15 protein-coding genes are annotated in these 16,827 nt (G+C 65.6%); 14 read left to right on the forward strand and 1 reads right to left on the reverse strand.

Features of this window, described 5'->3' with window-relative positions; translation table 11 throughout:
- The first annotated feature begins 23 nt into the window (after positions 1-23).
- The 3 genes from xsc to EP376_RS16420 all read left to right on the forward strand — a co-directional run bounded on the left by xsc (position 24) and on the right by EP376_RS16420 (position 3,809).
- Entirely contained in the window at positions 24-1,802 is a 1,779-nt protein-coding gene (gene xsc, locus EP376_RS16410) for a sulfoacetaldehyde acetyltransferase (protein ID WP_127656703.1), read from the forward strand.
- Positions 1,803-1,894: 92 nt separating this feature from the next.
- Complete coding sequence (locus EP376_RS16415; protein WP_127656704.1) at positions 1,895-2,635, forward strand: sulfite exporter TauE/SafE family protein; 741 nt, start codon at positions 1,895-1,897, stop codon at positions 2,633-2,635.
- 34 nt (positions 2,636-2,669) lie between these two features.
- Entirely contained in the window at positions 2,670-3,809 is a 1,140-nt protein-coding gene (locus EP376_RS16420) for an acetate/propionate family kinase (protein WP_240652474.1), read from the forward strand.
- A gap of 40 nt (positions 3,810-3,849) precedes the next feature.
- Here the strand turns inward: EP376_RS16420 and EP376_RS16425 are convergent, their stop codons facing one another.
- Entirely contained in the window at positions 3,850-4,707 is an 858-nt protein-coding gene (locus EP376_RS16425) for a phosphate acyltransferase (protein WP_127656705.1), read from the reverse strand.
- 33 nt (positions 4,708-4,740) lie between these two features.
- Here EP376_RS16425 and EP376_RS16430 point away from each other — a divergent pair, with 33 nt between their 5' ends.
- From EP376_RS16430 to EP376_RS16475, 11 genes are all read left to right on the forward strand, one after another.
- A complete protein-coding gene (locus EP376_RS16430) occupies positions 4,741-5,874 on the forward strand; it encodes a citrate/2-methylcitrate synthase (RefSeq protein ID WP_127656706.1) in 1,134 nt (377 codons plus the stop codon).
- A 98-nt stretch (positions 5,875-5,972) separates the two neighbouring features.
- The gene (locus EP376_RS16435; protein WP_127656707.1) at positions 5,973-8,816 is read left to right on the forward strand and encodes a molybdopterin oxidoreductase family protein; all 2,844 of its coding nucleotides are present in this window, start codon (positions 5,973-5,975) and stop codon (positions 8,814-8,816) included.
- Positions 8,813-8,974, forward strand: coding sequence for a hypothetical protein (locus EP376_RS23030; protein WP_164744956.1), 162 nt, complete (start codon positions 8,813-8,815; stop codon positions 8,972-8,974). Before EP376_RS16435 ends, EP376_RS23030 begins: the two co-directional genes overlap by 4 nt.
- The gene (locus EP376_RS16440) at positions 8,971-9,729 is read left to right on the forward strand and encodes a 4Fe-4S dicluster domain-containing protein (RefSeq protein WP_127656708.1); all 759 of its coding nucleotides are present in this window, start codon (positions 8,971-8,973) and stop codon (positions 9,727-9,729) included. Before EP376_RS23030 ends, EP376_RS16440 begins: the two co-directional genes overlap by 4 nt.
- 2 nt (positions 9,730-9,731) lie before the next feature.
- On the forward strand, positions 9,732-10,604 hold the full coding sequence (locus EP376_RS16445) for a dimethyl sulfoxide reductase anchor subunit family protein (RefSeq protein WP_127656709.1): 873 nt from the start codon (positions 9,732-9,734) through the stop codon (positions 10,602-10,604).
- Between the two features lie 100 nt (positions 10,605-10,704).
- On the forward strand, positions 10,705-11,475 hold the full coding sequence (locus tag EP376_RS16450) for an SDR family NAD(P)-dependent oxidoreductase (protein ID WP_127656710.1): 771 nt from the start codon (positions 10,705-10,707) through the stop codon (positions 11,473-11,475).
- 2 nt (positions 11,476-11,477) lie between these two features.
- Complete coding sequence (locus tag EP376_RS16455; RefSeq protein ID WP_127656711.1) at positions 11,478-12,374, forward strand: 2-dehydro-3-deoxygalactonokinase; 897 nt, start codon at positions 11,478-11,480, stop codon at positions 12,372-12,374.
- Positions 12,371-12,988, forward strand: a complete 618-nt coding sequence (locus tag EP376_RS16460; protein WP_127656712.1) for a 2-dehydro-3-deoxy-6-phosphogalactonate aldolase — start codon at positions 12,371-12,373, stop codon at positions 12,986-12,988. The genes EP376_RS16455 and EP376_RS16460 overlap by 4 nt, the downstream gene beginning before the upstream one ends.
- The gene (locus EP376_RS16465) at positions 12,985-13,824 is read left to right on the forward strand and encodes an SMP-30/gluconolactonase/LRE family protein (protein ID WP_127656713.1); all 840 of its coding nucleotides are present in this window, start codon (positions 12,985-12,987) and stop codon (positions 13,822-13,824) included. Before EP376_RS16460 ends, EP376_RS16465 begins: the two co-directional genes overlap by 4 nt.
- Positions 13,825-13,846: 22 nt before the next feature.
- Positions 13,847-15,748, forward strand: a complete 1,902-nt coding sequence (locus tag EP376_RS16470) for a beta-galactosidase (protein ID WP_127656714.1) — start codon at positions 13,847-13,849, stop codon at positions 15,746-15,748.
- A complete protein-coding gene (locus EP376_RS16475; protein WP_127656715.1) occupies positions 15,748-16,716 on the forward strand; it encodes an aldose epimerase family protein in 969 nt (322 codons plus the stop codon). Before EP376_RS16470 ends, EP376_RS16475 begins: the two co-directional genes overlap by 1 nt.
- Positions 16,717-16,827: the final 111 nt, after the last annotated feature.

Below are 16,827 nucleotides of genomic sequence, written 5' to 3' on the forward strand. Positions count from 1 at the left end.
TATTTCACGGGAGATCAGACCAGATGAAGATGACGACCGAAGAAGCCTTCGTCAAAGTGCTTCAGCGCCACGGAATCGAACACGCCTTCGGGATCATCGGTTCCGCCTTCATGCCGATTTCGGACCTTTTCCCCCAAGCCGGGATCAAGTTCTGGGATTGCGCGCATGAAGGTTCGGGCGGGTTCATGGCCGACGGCTTCACCCGTGCCAGCGGCAAGATGTCGATGATGATCGCCCAGAACGGCCCGGGCATCACCAATTTCGTGACCCCGGTCAAGACAGCCTACTGGAACCATACGCCCCTTCTGCTGGTCACGCCGCAGGCGGCGAACAAGACACTCGGACAGGGCGGGTTCCAGGAAGTCGAACAGATGAAGCTGTTCGAGGACATGGTCGCCTATCAGGAAGAAGTCCGTGATCCCTCGCGCATTGCAGAGGTGCTGAACCGCGTGATCCTGCAGGCCAAACGCGCCTCCGCGCCCGCGCAGATCAACGTGCCGCGTGATTACTGGACCCAGGTGATCGACATCGAGCTGCCCGCCATGGTCGAATTCGAGCGCCCCTCGGGCGGCGATACCGCCATCGCAGAGGCCGCGCGCCTGCTGAGCGAGGCGAAATTCCCGGTGATCCTGAATGGCGCGGGCGTCGTGCTTGCCGGGGCGATCCCGGCCTCTGCGGCACTGGCCGAGCGGCTCGATGCGCCCGTCTGCGTGGGCTACCAGCACAATGACGCCTTCCCCGGCTCGCACCCGCTTTTCGCGGGGCCGCTGGGCTATAACGGATCGAAGGCGGGGATGGAGCTGATCGCGCAGGCCGACGTGGTGCTGTGCCTCGGCACAAGGCTCAACCCGTTCTCGACCCTTCCCGGCTATGGGATCGACTATTGGCCGAAAGACGCACAGATCATCCAGGTCGACATCAACCCCGACCGGATCGGCCTGACCAAGAAGGTCAGCGTCGGCATCGTGGGCGATGCCCGCAAGGTCGCCGAAAGCATTCTCGGCCGTCTGTCCGGCACCGCCGGCGATGAGGGTCGCGAGGCCCGCAAGGCACTGATCGCCGGAACGAAATCCCGCTGGGCGCAGCAGCTGTCCTCGATGGATCACGAGGATGACGACCCGGGCACGACGTGGAACGAACGGGCTCGCAACGCCAAGCCCGACTGGATGAGCCCGCGCATGGCCTGGCGCGCGATTCAGGCCGCACTGCCGAAAGAGGCGATCATCTCGTCCGACATCGGCAACAATTGCGCGATCGGCAACGCCTATCCCTCGTTCGAAGAGGGCCGGAAATACCTGGCGCCGGGGCTCTTTGGGCCCTGCGGCTATGGCCTTCCCTCGATCGTGGGCGCCAAGATCGGCTGCCCCGATGTGCCGGTCGTGGGTTTTGCCGGCGACGGTGCCTTCGGCATCGCGGTGAACGAGCTGACCGCTATCGGCCGGGGCGACTGGCCGCCGGTCACGCAAGTGGTTTTCCGCAACTACCAATGGGGCGCGGAAAAGCGGAACACGACATTGTGGTATGACGACAATTTCGTCGGCACCGAGCTGGGCGAAGATGTGTCTTATGCCGGGATCGCAAAGGCCTGCGGGCTCGAGGGGATCGTGGCACGCACGATGGATGAACTGACCGAGGCGCTGCGCGTGGCCATCGACAACCAGATGAACCACGGCAAGACGACCCTGATCGAAGCGATGATCAACCAGGAACTGGGCGAGCCTTTCCGCCGCGACGCCATGAAGAAGCCGGTTGCCGTCGCCGGCATCGACCCGGCCGACATGACGCCGCAGTCGGCCGCCTGACGGGATGACGCGAGGCCGGACGCCAATTCCACTGACACCGGGCCGACGGGGGCACAGACCCCGGACGGCCCGGGCTCCGGCACCGCGATCCCATGCCTTTTGAACTGAGTATCCTGTCGCTGGGCTGGATCGCCCTGGTGACAACGCTGGCCGGCGTGATCCGGGGCTATTCCGGCTTCGGCTTTGCCGCGATCATCCTGCTGGGGTCCGGCCTTGTGACCAATCCCGTGAATTTCGTGCCTGTCGTCGTGATCGCCGACCTTTTTCTGACGACCGGACAGGCCCGCAGCATCCGCAAGGAGATCGACTGGCGCCGCATTCTGTGGCTGGCGCCCGGCGCGCTGCTCGCAATGCCGGTTGGTATCGCCGCCGTCGCGCAGATGGGCGACGATACCGCGCGGCTGACGATCTCGCTTCTGGTGCTGGCGGTGACTGCCCTTCTCTGGACGGGCTGGCGGACCAGCACCCCCCTTGGGGCACCGGCCCATGTGGCGACGGGCGTTGTCTCCGGTATTGCGCAGGGCGCGTCGCTGGGCGGCCTGCCCGTCGCGGCCTTCTTTGCTGCTCAGCCGTTCCCTGCCCAGACCTTTCGCGCCACGATCATCGCGTTTTTCTTCCTGATCGATCTGGTCGCGCTCCCGCTGATGACGCGGGCGGGCCTTGTTTCGCTTGATACGGTTGTGGCAACGGCGATCTTCCTGCCCTTCATGGCCCTGGGCGTCTGGTACGGCTCCCAAAGGTTCCGGGCCGCCGCGCCCGAGGATTTCCGCCGCTATGCGCTTCTGCTTCTGACGGTGCTTGCGCTGGCGGGCGTGGTGCGGAGCATCGCATGACCGGCCCCGTCGCATCCGTAATGGAGGGCGCGCCGTGATCCTCGTTCTCAACGCGGGCTCGTCCTCGATCAAATTCGCGCTGTTCACCACGACGCTCGAGTTGCGGCTGCAGGGCCTTGCCGCCGAAATCGGATCGGGCGGCTTTCTGGAGGTGAATGGCGCACGCACCCCGATGCCCCTCGTTGATCACAAGGCCGCTCTGTGCGCCGTTCTGCAGGCGCTGAACGCGGCGGGTGTCTCGCTCTCGCATCTCGATGCCGCGGCGCACCGCGTGGTCCACGGCGGCAGCCGCCTGACCGCCCCTGTCCGGATCACGCCGGATGTGCTGGCCGAGATCGCGGCCTGTTCGCCGTTGGCGCCGCTACACAATCCGCACAATCTGGCGGCCATCGAAACGCTTCACGAACTGGTGCCGGAGCTTCCCCAATATGCCAGTTTCGACACCTCGTTTCATGCAACCAATCCGAAGGTCGCGACCCGCTATGCGATCCCGAAGATGATGGAGACCAAGGGCATCCGCCGCTACGGGTTTCACGGGCTGAGCTATGCCTCGCTCGTGGCTGCGCTGCCCCGGATCTCGGGAGGCGCCGTGCCCGCGCGACTTCTGGCCTTTCACCTCGGCAACGGCGCCTCGCTTTGCGCGATCCTCGATGGCCGCTCTGTGGCGACCACGATGGGCTATTCCCCGCTCGACGGTCTGACCATGGGCACGCGCGCCGGCGGGATCGACGCGAATGCGGTGCTGAGGCTGGTGGAGGAAAACGGGCTCGAGAGGACAAAGGCGATCCTGAACCACGAAAGCGGGCTTCTGGGTCTGTCGGGCGGCAAATCCGACATGCGCAAGCTGATGCTGGATCCCTCCGCCGAAAGCGCCTTCGCGGTCGAGCATTTCTGCTACTGGTCCCTGCGCCATGCCGGATCGCTGATCGCGGCGATGGAGGGGCTGGACGCGATCGCCTTTACGGGCGGCATCGGAGAGAACGCCGTCGGCGTGCGGGCGCGCATCCTGCGAGGGCTCGAATGGCTGGGCGTGCAGATGGACCCGATGGCAAATCATCGGGGCGGCCCGCGGCTCCACACCGCAGCAAGCAAGGTCGCGATCTGGATCGTGCCCGCCGAAGAAGAGCGGATGATCGCGCGGGATGCGTTGTCACTGATGACAGGCGCGGCATGACCCACAGGTTCTGCCCTCTCCGCTGGCCCGACGGGCGCGGTCAGTCCGCGACCAATGCGGCGGTCAGGGCCGTCGCCGCGACGATGTCGTTGACCGTGGCTCCCCGGCTCAGATCGCAGACCGGCCGCCGAAATCCCTGCAGCATCGGCCCGATCGCCTGCGCGCCGGCCAGTTCCTGCGCCAGCTTGTACGCGATGTTGCCGGCATCGAGAGACGGAAAAACCAGCACGTTCGCATCACCGGCGCCAAGCCCCTTGGCCGCCGCGATCCGGGGATTCAGCGCCGCATCCGCCTGGACCGGGCCGGTGAAACCGGTGTCTTCCGCCGCGCGGCGGACATCATCGACACTTGGCCCCGCGCCGCTCGCCCCCGTCGAGAACGACAGAAGCGCGACCCGCGCCACACCCAGCAAGGCCTCGCCAGTCGCCGCAGAGGCCCGGGCGATATCGCCCAAGGCCGCCGCGTCCGGCGCCACGTTGACCGCGCAATCGGCAAAGATCATCTCCCGCCCATCGGGAAAGACCATCAGGAAATACGACGAGGGCACCGCAACCCCGTCGGCCAGCCCAATCGCCATCGAAGCGGCCTCGATGACCCGGCGTGTGGGGCTGTCAGCACCCGCGACCATGGCATCGGCTTCACCAGCCGCGACCATCGCGGCAGCCCGATACAGCGGCTTGGCCAGAAGCCTCCGGGCCAGCGCCTCTTTCATGCCGCGCGCGGAAACGAGCGCGCCGACCTGCGCTTCGGTCGTAGGTGCGATCCCGACCGGGCGGCAGATGGCCTCGTCTTCCAGGCGGCTCATCGCCGCCGCGACGCGCGGCTCGTCCGCCTCGGGAAACACGATCCGCGCCTGCCGCGCACGGGCCGTGGCAAATGCCTGTTCGAGGACCGTCATTCCATTCTCCACCTTTCCGCCAAGGAGCCAGCCATGACAGACAGCGTCAAGATCAACCGGGGCCTCAAGGGCGTGTATTTCGAACGGTCCGCCGTCAGCCATATCGACGGCGCAAAGGGAGAGCTGAGCTATCGTGGCTATTCGATCCACGACCTCGCGACCCATGCCAGCTTCGAAGAGGTCTGTTATCTGCTCATCCACGGCGAGTTGCCCGGTGCAGACGATCTTGCCCGGTTCGATGCGACTTTGCGGGCCAATCGTGCCGTCCCCGACGAGGTGATCGAGGTCATCCGAACCTGCGCCGCGGGCCACCCGATGGACGTGCTGCGGACCGCCGTCTCGGCCCTGGCCGCGCTCGACCCGGCAAGCGCGGATGCCAGCGAAGAGGGCTTTCTGGCCAACGGGCTCAGGCTGATTGCGCAGGTGCCCACGCTGATCGCGGCGCACGAGGCGATCCGGACCGGCCGCGATCCCGTCGCGCCGGACCCCGCGCTTGGCCATGCGGCCAACTGGCTCTGGATGCTCAAGGGCCAAAGGCCGTCGGATGACGCGGCCCGACTTGCGGATGTGGATTTCATCCTTCACGCCGAACATGGCGCGAACGCATCGTCCTTTGCCGCGCGGGTGACGGTGGGCACCGAGGCCAACCTGCACGGCGCCATCGTCACCGCCCTGTCGACGCTGGCGGGCCCAGCGCATGGCGGCGCGGCCGAAGACGTGATGAAGATGGTCCACGAGATCGGCACGCCCGAGAATGCCGCCGCCTACGTCAAGGCCAAGCGCGCCAATCGCGAAGCCGTCACCGGCTTTGGCCACCGGGTCTACCGTGCCGAGGATCCGCGCGCACGCCACATGCGCGAAGGCGTCCGCAAGCTGGGCGAGGAGATGGGCGCGCCCGAATGGTACGAGATCCTTCAGGCGGTGGTCGAGGCGATGAAGCCCTATGCAAGGCACGGGCTGAACGTGAATGTCGATTTCTATTCCGGCGTGATCTACCAGCTGCACGGAATCCCGATGGACCTTTACGTGCCGATCTTCGCCATCGGGCGGATGCCCGGCTGGGTGATCCAATGCCTCGAACAGCGGCGCGGCAACATCCTGATCCGCCCGCTCACACTCTATAACGGGCCGGAAATGCGGGACTGGATCCCGATGGATGCGCGCTGACGTTCCTTTGGATAAGTGATTTTCAAAACAATTGTTTGCGCTCGGGCGCGAAACCGGGAAACTCTTCCGGGCCGAGTCAGGGGAGGGACAGGACAATCATGGCGAACGGGCAACCCGATCTCGATCTTTCTCCAAAGATCTCGGACGAAATCCGCCAGACGACCTGCTACATGTGCGCCTGCCGCTGCGGCATCAACGTGCACATGAAGGCCGGCGCCGACGGCAAGAAGAAGGTCGCCTATATCGAGGGCAACCGCGACCACCCGGTGAACAAGGGCGTTCTTTGCGCCAAGGGATCGGCGGGGATCATGCAGGTCAACGCACCCTCACGTCTGCGGGCGCCCCTGAAACGGGTGGGACCCCGCGGATCGGGCGAGTTCGAGGAGATCTCGTGGGACGAGGCCCTGCAGATCGCCACCGACTGGCTCGCCCCCTTGCGGGCCGAGGCGCCCGAGAAGCTGGCATTCTTCACCGGCCGCGATCAGTCGCAAAGCTTCACCTCGCTTTGGGCGCAAAGCTTTGGCACACCGAACTACGCGGCGCATGGCGGATTCTGTTCCGTCAACATGGCCGCCGCGGGTATCTACACCATGGGCGGGGCGTTCTGGGAGTTCGGCCAGCCCGACTGGGACCGCACGAAACTGTTCCTGCTGTTCGGCGTGGCCGAAGATCACGACAGCAACCCGATCAAGATGGGGATCGGCAAGATCAAGGAACGCGGAGCCCGGATGATCGGGATCAACCCGATCCGGTCGGGCTATAACGCGGTCGCGGATGACTGGCTGGGGATCACGCCGGGCACGGATGGCCTGTTGATCCTGTCGCTGATCCATTGCCTGATGAAGGCCGGTCGGATCGACCTCGATTACCTTGCGCGGTTCACCAATGCCTCGTGCCTCGTGAACGAGGACCCGGATTCACCCCAGAACGGGCTTCTGCTGCGTGACGAAGAGGGTGAACCCCAGGTCATCGACCGCCGCACCGGAAAGCTGGCGCCCTGGAACGGTGCAGGCGTGGAGCCCGACCTGTCGGCCACCTGGCGCCACAAGGGCGTGACGCACCGGCCCGTCCTGCACCATATGGCCGACCGCTATCTGAGTGATGACTACGCCCCCGAAGCCGTCGCCGACCGCTGTGGCATTCCGGCCCGGCGCATCCGTGCGGTGGCAGGCGAAATCGCGCGTGTGGCCTTTGACGAGGCGATCACGCTCGACCGGGAATGGACGGATTTTCGCGGCGTGACTCACAAGACGATGGTGGGCCGCCCGGTCTCCATGCATGCGATGCGCGGCATCTCGGCCCATTCGAACGGGTTCCAGACCTGCCGGGCCCTGCATATGCTGCAGATCCTGATCGGCAGCGTCGAGACACCCGGCGGCATGCGGTTCAAGCCGCCCTATCCCAAACCCGCCACCGCGCATCCCAAGCCGCATTGCAAGGTCACGCCCGGCGCGCCCCTCGATGGGCCGCATCTGGGCTACCCGCATGGCCCCGACGATCTGTGTCTGACCGATGATGGCCGCCCGGCCCGGATCGACAAGGCGTTCTCGTGGGAAAACCCGATGTCGGCCCACGGGCTGATGCATATGGTGATCTCGAACGCGCATGCGGGCGATCCCTACAGGATCGACACGCTGTTCATGTACATGGCCAACATGTCGTGGAATTCGTCGATGAATACGTCGGGCACCATGAAGATGCTGACCGATACGGATGAAAACGGCGAATACGTCATTCCGCGCATCATCTATTCGGATGCCTATTCATCCGAGATGGTCGCCTATGCCGACCTGATCCTGCCCGATACCACCTACCTCGAACGGCACGATTGCATCAGCCTGCTCGACCGGCCTATCTGCGAGGCCGACGCCGTGGCCGATGCGATCCGCTGGCCCGTGGTCGAACCGGACCGCGACGTGCGGGGCTTTCAGTCGATGCTTTGCGATCTGGGGGCCCGGCTTGGGCTGCCCGGCTTCGTGAACGACGATGGCAGCCAGAAATACGCCGATTACGCCGATTACATCACCAACCACATTCGCCGCCCCGGTATCGGCCCGCTGGCCGGATGGCGCATGGGCGAGACCGGCCTTCAGGACGGTCGGGGCAATCCGAACGAGGGCCAGATCGACAGCTATATCGCCAATGGCGGTTTCTGGATGAGCCATGTCCCCGGCGAGGCCGCGTTCTACAAACCCTTCAACACCGCCTATCAGGACTGGGCGGTGAAGATGGGCTTCTACGACAGCCCCCAGCCCTACATCTTCCAGCTCTGGTCCGAACCGATGCGCAGGTTCCAGCTTGCCGCCGAAGGCGAGGGCGTGAGGCAACCGCCCGATCACCTGCGCGCCCGGATCGCAGCGACGATGGACCCCTTGCCCATCTGGTACGCGCCGATGAGCGAAGCGCTCGAAGATGACGGCGCCTATCCCGTTCATGCCCTGACCCAGCGCCCGATGGCGATGTATCATTCATGGGGCACCCAGAACGCATGGCTGCGTCAGATCCACGGGCACAATCCCCTATACCTTCCCACAAAGATCTGGGAGGCGAACGGCTTTGCCGAGGGCGACTGGGCGCGGGTCACCTCGCCCCATGGCAAGATCACGGTGCCCGTGGCGCATATGGCCGCGCTGAACGAAGACACCGTCTGGACATGGAACGCGATCGGTAAACGCAAGGGCGCATGGGCGCTGGATGACGACGCGCCCGAGGCCACGAAGGGCTTCTTGCTCAATCACCTGATCCACGAGCTTTTGCCGCCCAAGGGCGACGGGATGCGCTGGTCGAATTCCGATCCCATCACCGGCCAGGCGGCATGGTTCGACCTGCGGGTGAAGATCGAAAAGGCGCCCGCCCCGGCAGAGGCCAAGCCCGCCCTGCCCCCGATCAAGTCACCCGTGGGCCGCGGCCCCAGATCGCTTGCCTGGAAGGTCGGATCATGAAGACACGCCACCTGTTTCTGCTGATGGCCCTTCTCGTGGCGATCATGGTCGGCACCTTCATCTGGTTCGTCGCGACATGGTCGCCCGAGGACAACCCCTCGCTGACCGACCTCGCCCGGCCACCTGTTCATTCTGACCGCATCGACGGATTGACATGACCCAGCTCCCTCCCCCCTCCTCCGTCAAGCTTGGCCTTGTGATCGACCTCGACACCTGTGTCGGATGCCACGCCTGTGTCGTGTCGTGCAAAGGCTGGAACACCGAGAATTACGGCGCCCCTCTTGCCGACGAGGACCCTTACGGCGCCGATCCGGTGGGAACCTTCCTCAACCGGGTGCATTCCTACGAGATCCAGCCCGACGAGGGGGCCGCTCAGCTTGTCCATTTCCCGAAATCCTGCCTGCATTGCGAGGATGCGCCCTGCGTGACCGTCTGCCCGACAGGCGCCAGCTACAAACGGGCCGAGGACGGGATCGTTCTTGTCAACGAAAGCGATTGCATCGGCTGCGGGCTGTGCGCCTGGGCCTGCCCCTATGGCGCGCGCGAGATGGACGTGGCCGAAAAGGTGATGAAGAAATGCACGCTCTGCGTCGATCGCATCTATAACGAGAACCTGCCCGAGGAAGACAGGGTGCCCGCCTGCGTGCGCACCTGCCCCGCCGGCGCGCGGCATTTCGGCGATCTGGGCGACCCCGACAGCGATGTCAGCCAGCTTGTCGCGGAACGCGGCGGACTGGACCTGATGCCCGAGCAGGGGACAAAACCCGTCAACAAGTACCTGCCGCCCCGCCCGCGCGACAAAGCGCCGGAATACGACATCCTCGCCCCCTATCTGGAGCCGGTGACGGATACGCCCAAGGGCTTTGTCGGCTGGCTCGACCGGGCCTTGTCGGCCCTTCCGGGAGGAGAGTGACCATGCATCCCGCACCCTCCGTCATCATCTTCACCTCGCTCTCCGGTCTTGGCTTCGGGCTGTTGTTCTGGCTTGGTCTGGGGGTTCTGGCGCCCACGGGCTGGGTCGCCTTCGTCTTCTTCGTGATCGCCTATCTGCTGGCGGTGGGTGGGCTTCTGGCGTCGACCTTTCACCTCGGCCACCCGGAACGGGCGCTGAAGGCCTTTACCCAGTGGCGGAGCAGCTGGCTCAGCCGCGAGGCCTGGGCCTCGGTCGCCGCGCTGATCGTCATGGCGCTTTATGGCGCGGGGCTGGTGTTCTTCGGGACGCGGATCGCCCTCCTCGGCTGGATCGGCGCGCTTTTGTCGATCGGCACCGTGCTGACGACCTCGATGATCTACGCGCAGATCCGCGCCGTGCCGCGCTGGCACCACTGGAGCACGCCAGCCATGTTCCTGAGTTTCTCGCTGGCCGGGGGCGCGCTTCTGGCGGGCGAGATCATGATCGCCCTGCCCCTGCTTGCGATCGCGGGCACGATCCAGGTCTATACCTGGATCGACGGCGACAGCCGGCTTGCCCGGTCGGGCACCGATATCGCATCGGCCACGGGCCTTGGCACGACGGGCACCGTCCGCGCGTTCGAGCCGCCGCATACGGGCACCAACTACCTCTTGCGGGAATTCGTCCACGTGATCGGCCGCAAGCACAGTCGGAACCTGAGGGTGATCGCGCTGGCTTCGGGCTTTGGCGTGCCGATCCTCTTGATGCTCCTGCCGTTCAGCCACATGCTCGCGGCGCTGGCCGTGCTGTTTCACCTGGCGGGGCTCTTCGCGTCCCGCTGGCTGTTCTTCGCAGAGGCCGAGCATGTGGTGGGCCTTTACTACGGCAAACGCTGAAACGTCGCCTGACCTTTGATACCCGGACAGATTTCCGCGATCCTGATCTTGCATCCCGGACCACAGCGGTGGAACCTCCGCCCGGAGGAGGAGGTGTCGGATGTCAAAGGCTGCGCGCTTCGGCGATCTTGAGGGTGCGTCGGTGTTCATCACCGGCGGGGCCAGTGGCATCGGCGGGGCCCTGACCGAGGGCTTTGCCGCGCAGGGCGCACGCGTCGCGGCGGCCGATCTGCTGGACGGCTCTGATCTGGGCGCGCGCATCCGCGCCGAGCACGGGACCGAACCGATGTTCGTCCAATGTGACGTGACAGACACCCCGGCACTGACCGCCGCGATGGAGCAGGCCGCAGGCGCGCACGGGCCCATCTCGATCCTCGTCAATTGCGCCGCCAATGACATGCGGATGGAGGCCGACACCGTCACACCCGAGACATGGGAAGCGATGATCGCCGTCAACCTGACGCATTACTTCTTTGCCGCACAGACCGCAGCCCGGATGATGCGGGCGCAAGGCGGCGGGTCGATCATCAACTATTCGTCGATTACCTATGCGCTGGGCAGCGAACGGATGTCGCCTTACGTGACCTCGAACGCGGGGATCGTCGGCATGACACGGGCGCTGGCGCGGGAATGGGGCCGGGACGGGATCCGCGTCAATGCGATTGCGCCGGGTATGGTTCTGACCCAGAAACAACTCGACATGTGGGTGACCGAGGAATCGATCACCCGGTTCATGGAAAAGCAATGCCTCAAGCAGCGCATCGGCCCCGCCGACCTCGTCGGCCCGACGCTGTTTCTGGCTTCTGCCGCCAGCGCGATGATCACCGGTCAGGTGGTCGCCGTCGATGCCGGCGTGATCTCGACGGGGTAGACATGTCAGCAGACTGGATCGCATTGGACTGGGGCACGACGCATCTGCGCGGCTGGGCGATGTCGGGCTCGGGCAGCGTGCTGGATGAACGCACGTCCGATGCCGGAATGGGGCGGCTTACGCCCGAGGACTTTGAACCGGCCCTGCTGGACCTGGCCGGGGACTGGATCGACGGCCCCACGACGGCGATCGCCTGCGGCATGGTCGGCGCACGACAGGGCTGGACCGAAGCCGCATATACGCCGGTGCCAGCCGAACCGCTCGGCGCCCAGTTGACCCGCGCACCGACGACGACACCGGGACTGAAGGTCCTGATCGTGCCGGGCATGAGCCAGAAGACCCCGCCCGACGTGATGCGCGGAGAAGAGACCCAGATCGCGGGGTTCCTCGCGCTCAACCCCGGCTGGGACGGGATTCTCTGCCTGCCGGGCACCCATACCAAATGGGTCGAGGTCAGCGCGGGCGAAGTGGTCAGTTTCCAGACCGCCATGTCCGGCGACCTGTTTGCCGCGATTTCCGGCCACACGGTGCTGCGGCATTCGGTCGGCGGCGAAGAATGGTCGGATGATGCCTTCGACGCCGCACTCTCCGACGCGATTTCGCGGCCCGAGCGGCTGGCCTCGCGGCTTTTCGGCATTCGTGCGGCCGGGCTCCTGTCCGATCCGGCGCCGGGGGCGGGGCGTGCCACGCTTTCGGGGCTGCTTATCGGGGCAGAACTGGCGTCTGTCCGGCCCTACTGGCTTGGCCGCCAGATCGCCGTGATCGGGGCACGGCGGCTGTCGTCGCTTTATGTCCGGGCGCTTGGCAAACAGGGCGCGCCGGCGACCATTGTCGACGCGGACCGGATCACGCTTGCGGGGCTGACTTCCGCCTGGCGAAACTGGAAGGGAGGCGCCTGATGCGCAATATCATCGCGATCCTGCGGGGGATCACCCCCGCCGATGCACCATCGGCCTGCGCCACATTGATCGAGGCGGGGATCACCCGGATCGAAGTGCCCCTGAACTCGCCCGACCCTTATGACAGTATTGCGGCGATGGCCCGCGCCCATGGCGACGAGGCCCTGATCGGCGCGGGCACTGTTCTGGCCGTCGAAGAGGTGGGTCGCGTGGCACAAGCGGGCGGCAGGCTGGTCGTGTCCCCGAATTGCGATCAGCGCGTGATCGTCGCGACCAAGACCGAAGGCATGCAAAGCTGGCCCGGCGTCATGACGCCCAGCGAATGCTTTGCCGCGCTGAAGGCCGGGGCGGACGGGCTGAAGATCTTTCCCGCCTCCCTGATCGGGCCCGGCGGCATCAAGGCCATGCGGGCGGTCCTGCCGCCCGGCACACAGGTCTATGCCGTCGGTGGCGCGGGCCCTGCGAATTTCGCCGACTGGATCCGGGCCTCGGCCGACGGTTTCGGGATCGGCACGGCGCTCTACACACCCGGAATGCCGGTGGCGGACATCGCCACACGCGCGAAAGACATCGTATCCGCTTATGACGCGGCCATGGAGGAATGCAGCTCATGATCTATGACGATACCGCCTGTCTTCTGGGGGAAGGCCCCCTGTGGCATCCCACCCGTGGGGAATTCTTCTGGTTCGACATCCTCGGCCAGCGGCTTCACCGCAAAGGGCAGAACTGGAACTTCGGAGAATTCGTCTCGGCCGCGGGATGGGTCGATGACGACACGCTGCTTGTCGCCTCGGAAACCGCGCTGATCCGGTTTTCGCTGTCCAGCGGCGCGCGCGAGACCGTGGTCGCGCTCGAGGCCGACAATCCCGTGACCCGCTCGAATGACGGGCGCGCCGATCCGCAGGGCGGCTTCTGGATCGGAACGATGGGCAAGGAGGGCGAGGACGGCGCCGGCGCGATCTGGCGGTTCTACAAGGGCGAGTTGCGGCGGCTCTATGCCCCGATCAGCATACCGAACGCCATCTGTTTCGCCCCCGATGGCAATACGGCATATTTCGCCGACACACCGACCCAGCTGATCATGCGCGTCTCACTCGACGCCGATGGCTGGCCTGTGGGCGAACCCTCGGTTCACATCGACCTGCGGGAGGCGGGGCACAACCCCGATGGCGCCGTCGTCGATCAGGATGGCATCCTGTGGAACGCCCAATGGGGCAGCCACCGCGTCGCGGGATATGACCTATCGGGACAGGAGATCGGCGCATTCGAGTTTCCGGCCCCCCAGACCAGCTGCCCGGCTTTCGGCGGGCCTGACCTTACGACCATGTTCTGCACTTCCGCCGCTGTCGGGCTGTCGCAGCCGACGGTCGCTGCCTTCCCCCTCTCCGGGCAGACCTTCTCGGTCGACACACCGCATAAGGGACAGGCCGAGCACCGGGTGATCCTCTGACCCGCACCGGAAAGGGTGTCTCGTGAAGCCGACCCTTGGCGTTTGCTATTATCCCGAACACTGGCCCGAGGACGTCTGGGCCAGTGACGCGGCCCGCATGGTCGAGGCCGGGATCCTCTGGGTCCGGATCGGGGAATTCGCCTGGTCCCGGATGGAGCCGGAACCGGGCCGGTTCGACTGGGGCTGGCTGGATCGCGCGATCGAGACCCTGGGCGCGGCGGGGCTTCGCGTCGTTCTGGGCACACCCACCGCAACGCCGCCCCGCTGGATGCTGGATCGCCATCCGGACATGTTGGCCTTGGATGCGAAGGGCCGGCCCCGGGGGTTCGGTTCGCGGCGGCACTATTGCTTTTCCCATATGGGCTACCGCGAGGAAAGCCGCCGGATCACCCGGTTGCTGGCAGAGCGATATGGCCGCAACCCGCATATCGCGGCATGGCAGACCGACAATGAATACGGCTGCCATGACACGGTTCTGAGCTATTCCGACGCGGCCCGCGACGGGTTCCGCGACTGGCTTGCGCAACGCTATCAATCGACGGATGCGCTCAACCGGGCGTGGGGCAATGTCTTCTGGTCGATGGAGTATGACAGCTTCGATCAGGTGGGCCTGCCGAACCTGACGGTGACCGAACCGAACCATCCGCATCTTCTGGCCTTCCGGCGCTATTCCTCGGATCAGGTGGTGGCCTTCAACCGCATCCAGACCGAGGAAATCCGGAAATGCTCTGACGCGCCGATTGCCCACAACTACATGGGCCGGATTCTCGATTTCGATCATTTCGCCGTCGGGGCCGACCTCGATATTGCAAGCTGGGACAGCTATCCCATCGGGTTTCTGTCCGACCGCCTGGAAGAGACCGAGGCCTTCAAGCGCGCCTTTCTGCGACAGGGCCACCCGGACAATCAGGCGTTTCACCATGATCTTTACCGCGCCGTGGGGCGTGGCCGCTGGTGGGTGATGGAACAGCAGCCCGGCCCCGTGAACTGGGCCCCGTGGAACCCCGCGCCCCTGCCCGGCATGTGCAGGCTCTGGGCGTGGGAGGCCTTTGCCCATGGCGCGGAATGCGTGAGTTTCTTCCGCTGGCGGCAGGCGCCTTTCGGACAGGAACAGATGCATGCGGGGCTCTTGCGGCCCGATAGTGCCGCCGCGCCGGCCTTGGCCGAGGTGATGCAGGTCGCAGGCGAAATCGCCGATCTGGGCGAGATCGGGCAGGCGCAGGCACCCGTTGCGCTGATCTTCGACTATGACAGCGCCTGGGCCTGGGAGGCGCAGCCGCAGGGGGCCGATTTCGATTATTTCCGGCTCGTGTTTTCGGCCTACAAGGCGCTTCGCCGGGCGGGGCTGTCGGTGGATATCCTGCCGCCCGACACTGCCGACCTGTCGGGATATGCGCTTGTTCTGGCGCCGGGACTGCTGACGGTCGGGCAGCCGCTTGTACGCGCGATCTCGGCCACCGCTGCGCAAGTCCTGCTTGGCCCCAGAACCGATACCAAGACGCCGGACTTGTCGATCCCCGACCCGATGGGGCCGAATATCGAGGGCCTCGATATCACCGTCGCGCTGAGCGAGAGCCTGCCCCCCGGGATCGAGGTTCCCCTCGAGGGCGGAGGCCGGTTCATCCGCTGGTTCGAACATGTCGAGGGCACCGCCAAAACGCGCCGGCAGACCAAGACAGGCCATCCTGCGATCGCCTCTGCAGGGCCCCTGCATTACCTTGCCGGCTGGCCCGATGACGAGACGTTCCATGGCATCGTGTCAGACCTTGCCCGCGAGGCCGGGCTGAGCCCGCGCGACCTGCCCGACGGGCTACGCCTGCGTGACACCGCCGGGCGGCGCTTTGTCTTCAACTATTCCGCCGAGCCGCTGGACTGGGAAGGAAAGACGCTTCCCGCCGCAGGCATTCTCTGGGAGGAGATCTGATGCGACATTTCGGAACAACGAAGGACGGGCGCGAGGTCCATGCCATCGACATATCGAACGGCAGGCTTGGCGCGACGATCCTGACCTATGGCGGCATCCTGCAGGACCTCCGCCTTGACGGGGTTGATCACTGGGTCACGCTGGGGTCGGACAGGCTGGCCGACTACGAGGCCGGGATGGGGTATTTCGGGGCGATCGTTGCGCCAGTGGCCAACCGGTTGCGCAACGCACAGGCGCCCATTGCGGGGCGGGTTCACGAATTCGAGGCCAATCAGGACGGCAAGCATATCCTGCATTCGGCTTCCTGCGGGACGCATCTCAAGATCTGGACCGTGGCGCAACGCGACGCATCCTCCGTCACACTGACCTGCGATCTGCCGGACGGAGAAGGCGGGTTTCCCGGCAACCGCACGATCGAGGCGCGGTTCGAGGCGATGGCGCCCACCACGCTCAGGATGACGCTTCGGGCAACGACGGATGCGCCCACGCTGATGAACCCGGTCAATCACAGCTATTGGAACCTTGATGGCTCGGACGGCTGGGCCGGGCATCACCTGCGCGTCGCCGCCGAGGATTACCTGCCGGCTGACGATGCGATCCTGCCCACGGGCGAGATTGCGCCGGTGTCAGGCACGCAATTCGATTTTCGCGAGGGCCGGATCATCACGCCCGAGGACACGCAGCTTGATCACAACCTGTGTCTGACGGGTGGCAAGACGGCCCTGCGCGAGGTTCTGTGGCTGCGCGGCACCTCGGGTCTGGCGATGGCCATCGCAACGACCGAACCGGGCATTCAGATCTTTGACGGCCGCGCGCCCGGCAGGCCGGGCGATCCGGTCCATCAGGCGCTGGCGATCGAACCGCAGGGCTGGCCCGACGCGCCCAACAACCCGGCTTTCCCCGCCATCGACCTCGCCCCCGGCGACACCTACGAACAGGTGACGGAGTGGCGGTTCAGCCAGCCCTAGTGCTCGTCGATTGCCAAAGACACGCCACCCGGCACCCACCGGTTGAGCCCCGGACAATCATCTCGGCGCGGTCACAGCGCAGGAGCGCCTGTGCCGGTGTCCCGCCGATGT

The organism is Alexandriicola marinus (assembly GCF_004000435.1).
Lineage (GTDB): Bacteria > Pseudomonadota > Alphaproteobacteria > Rhodobacterales > Rhodobacteraceae > Alexandriicola > Alexandriicola marinus.

Bases quoted from the DNA above. Each gene is read 5' to 3' on its own strand.
- EP376_RS16430 (WP_127656706.1), top strand. From the start codon at position 4,741: ATGACAGACAGCGTCAAGATCAACCGGGGCCTCAAGGGCGTGTATTTC.
- EP376_RS16455 (WP_127656711.1), top strand. From the start codon at position 11,478: ATGTCAGCAGACTGGATCGCATTGGACTGGGGCACGACGCATCTGCGC.
- EP376_RS16425 (WP_127656705.1), bottom strand. From the start codon at position 4,707: ATGACGGTCCTCGAACAGGCATTTGCCACGGCCCGTGCGCGGCAGGCG.
- xsc (WP_127656703.1), top strand. From the start codon at position 24: ATGAAGATGACGACCGAAGAAGCCTTCGTCAAAGTGCTTCAGCGCCAC.
- EP376_RS16415 (WP_127656704.1), top strand. From the start codon at position 1,895: ATGCCTTTTGAACTGAGTATCCTGTCGCTGGGCTGGATCGCCCTGGTG.
- EP376_RS16440 (WP_127656708.1), top strand. From the start codon at position 8,971: ATGACCCAGCTCCCTCCCCCCTCCTCCGTCAAGCTTGGCCTTGTGATC.
- EP376_RS16445 (WP_127656709.1), top strand. From the start codon at position 9,732: ATGCATCCCGCACCCTCCGTCATCATCTTCACCTCGCTCTCCGGTCTT.
- EP376_RS16465 (WP_127656713.1), top strand. From the start codon at position 12,985: ATGATCTATGACGATACCGCCTGTCTTCTGGGGGAAGGCCCCCTGTGG.
- EP376_RS16450 (WP_127656710.1), top strand. From the start codon at position 10,705: ATGTCAAAGGCTGCGCGCTTCGGCGATCTTGAGGGTGCGTCGGTGTTC.
- EP376_RS16475 (WP_127656715.1), top strand. From the start codon at position 15,748: ATGCGACATTTCGGAACAACGAAGGACGGGCGCGAGGTCCATGCCATC.
- EP376_RS23030 (WP_164744956.1), top strand. From the start codon at position 8,813: ATGAAGACACGCCACCTGTTTCTGCTGATGGCCCTTCTCGTGGCGATC.
- EP376_RS16435 (WP_127656707.1), top strand. From the start codon at position 5,973: ATGGCGAACGGGCAACCCGATCTCGATCTTTCTCCAAAGATCTCGGAC.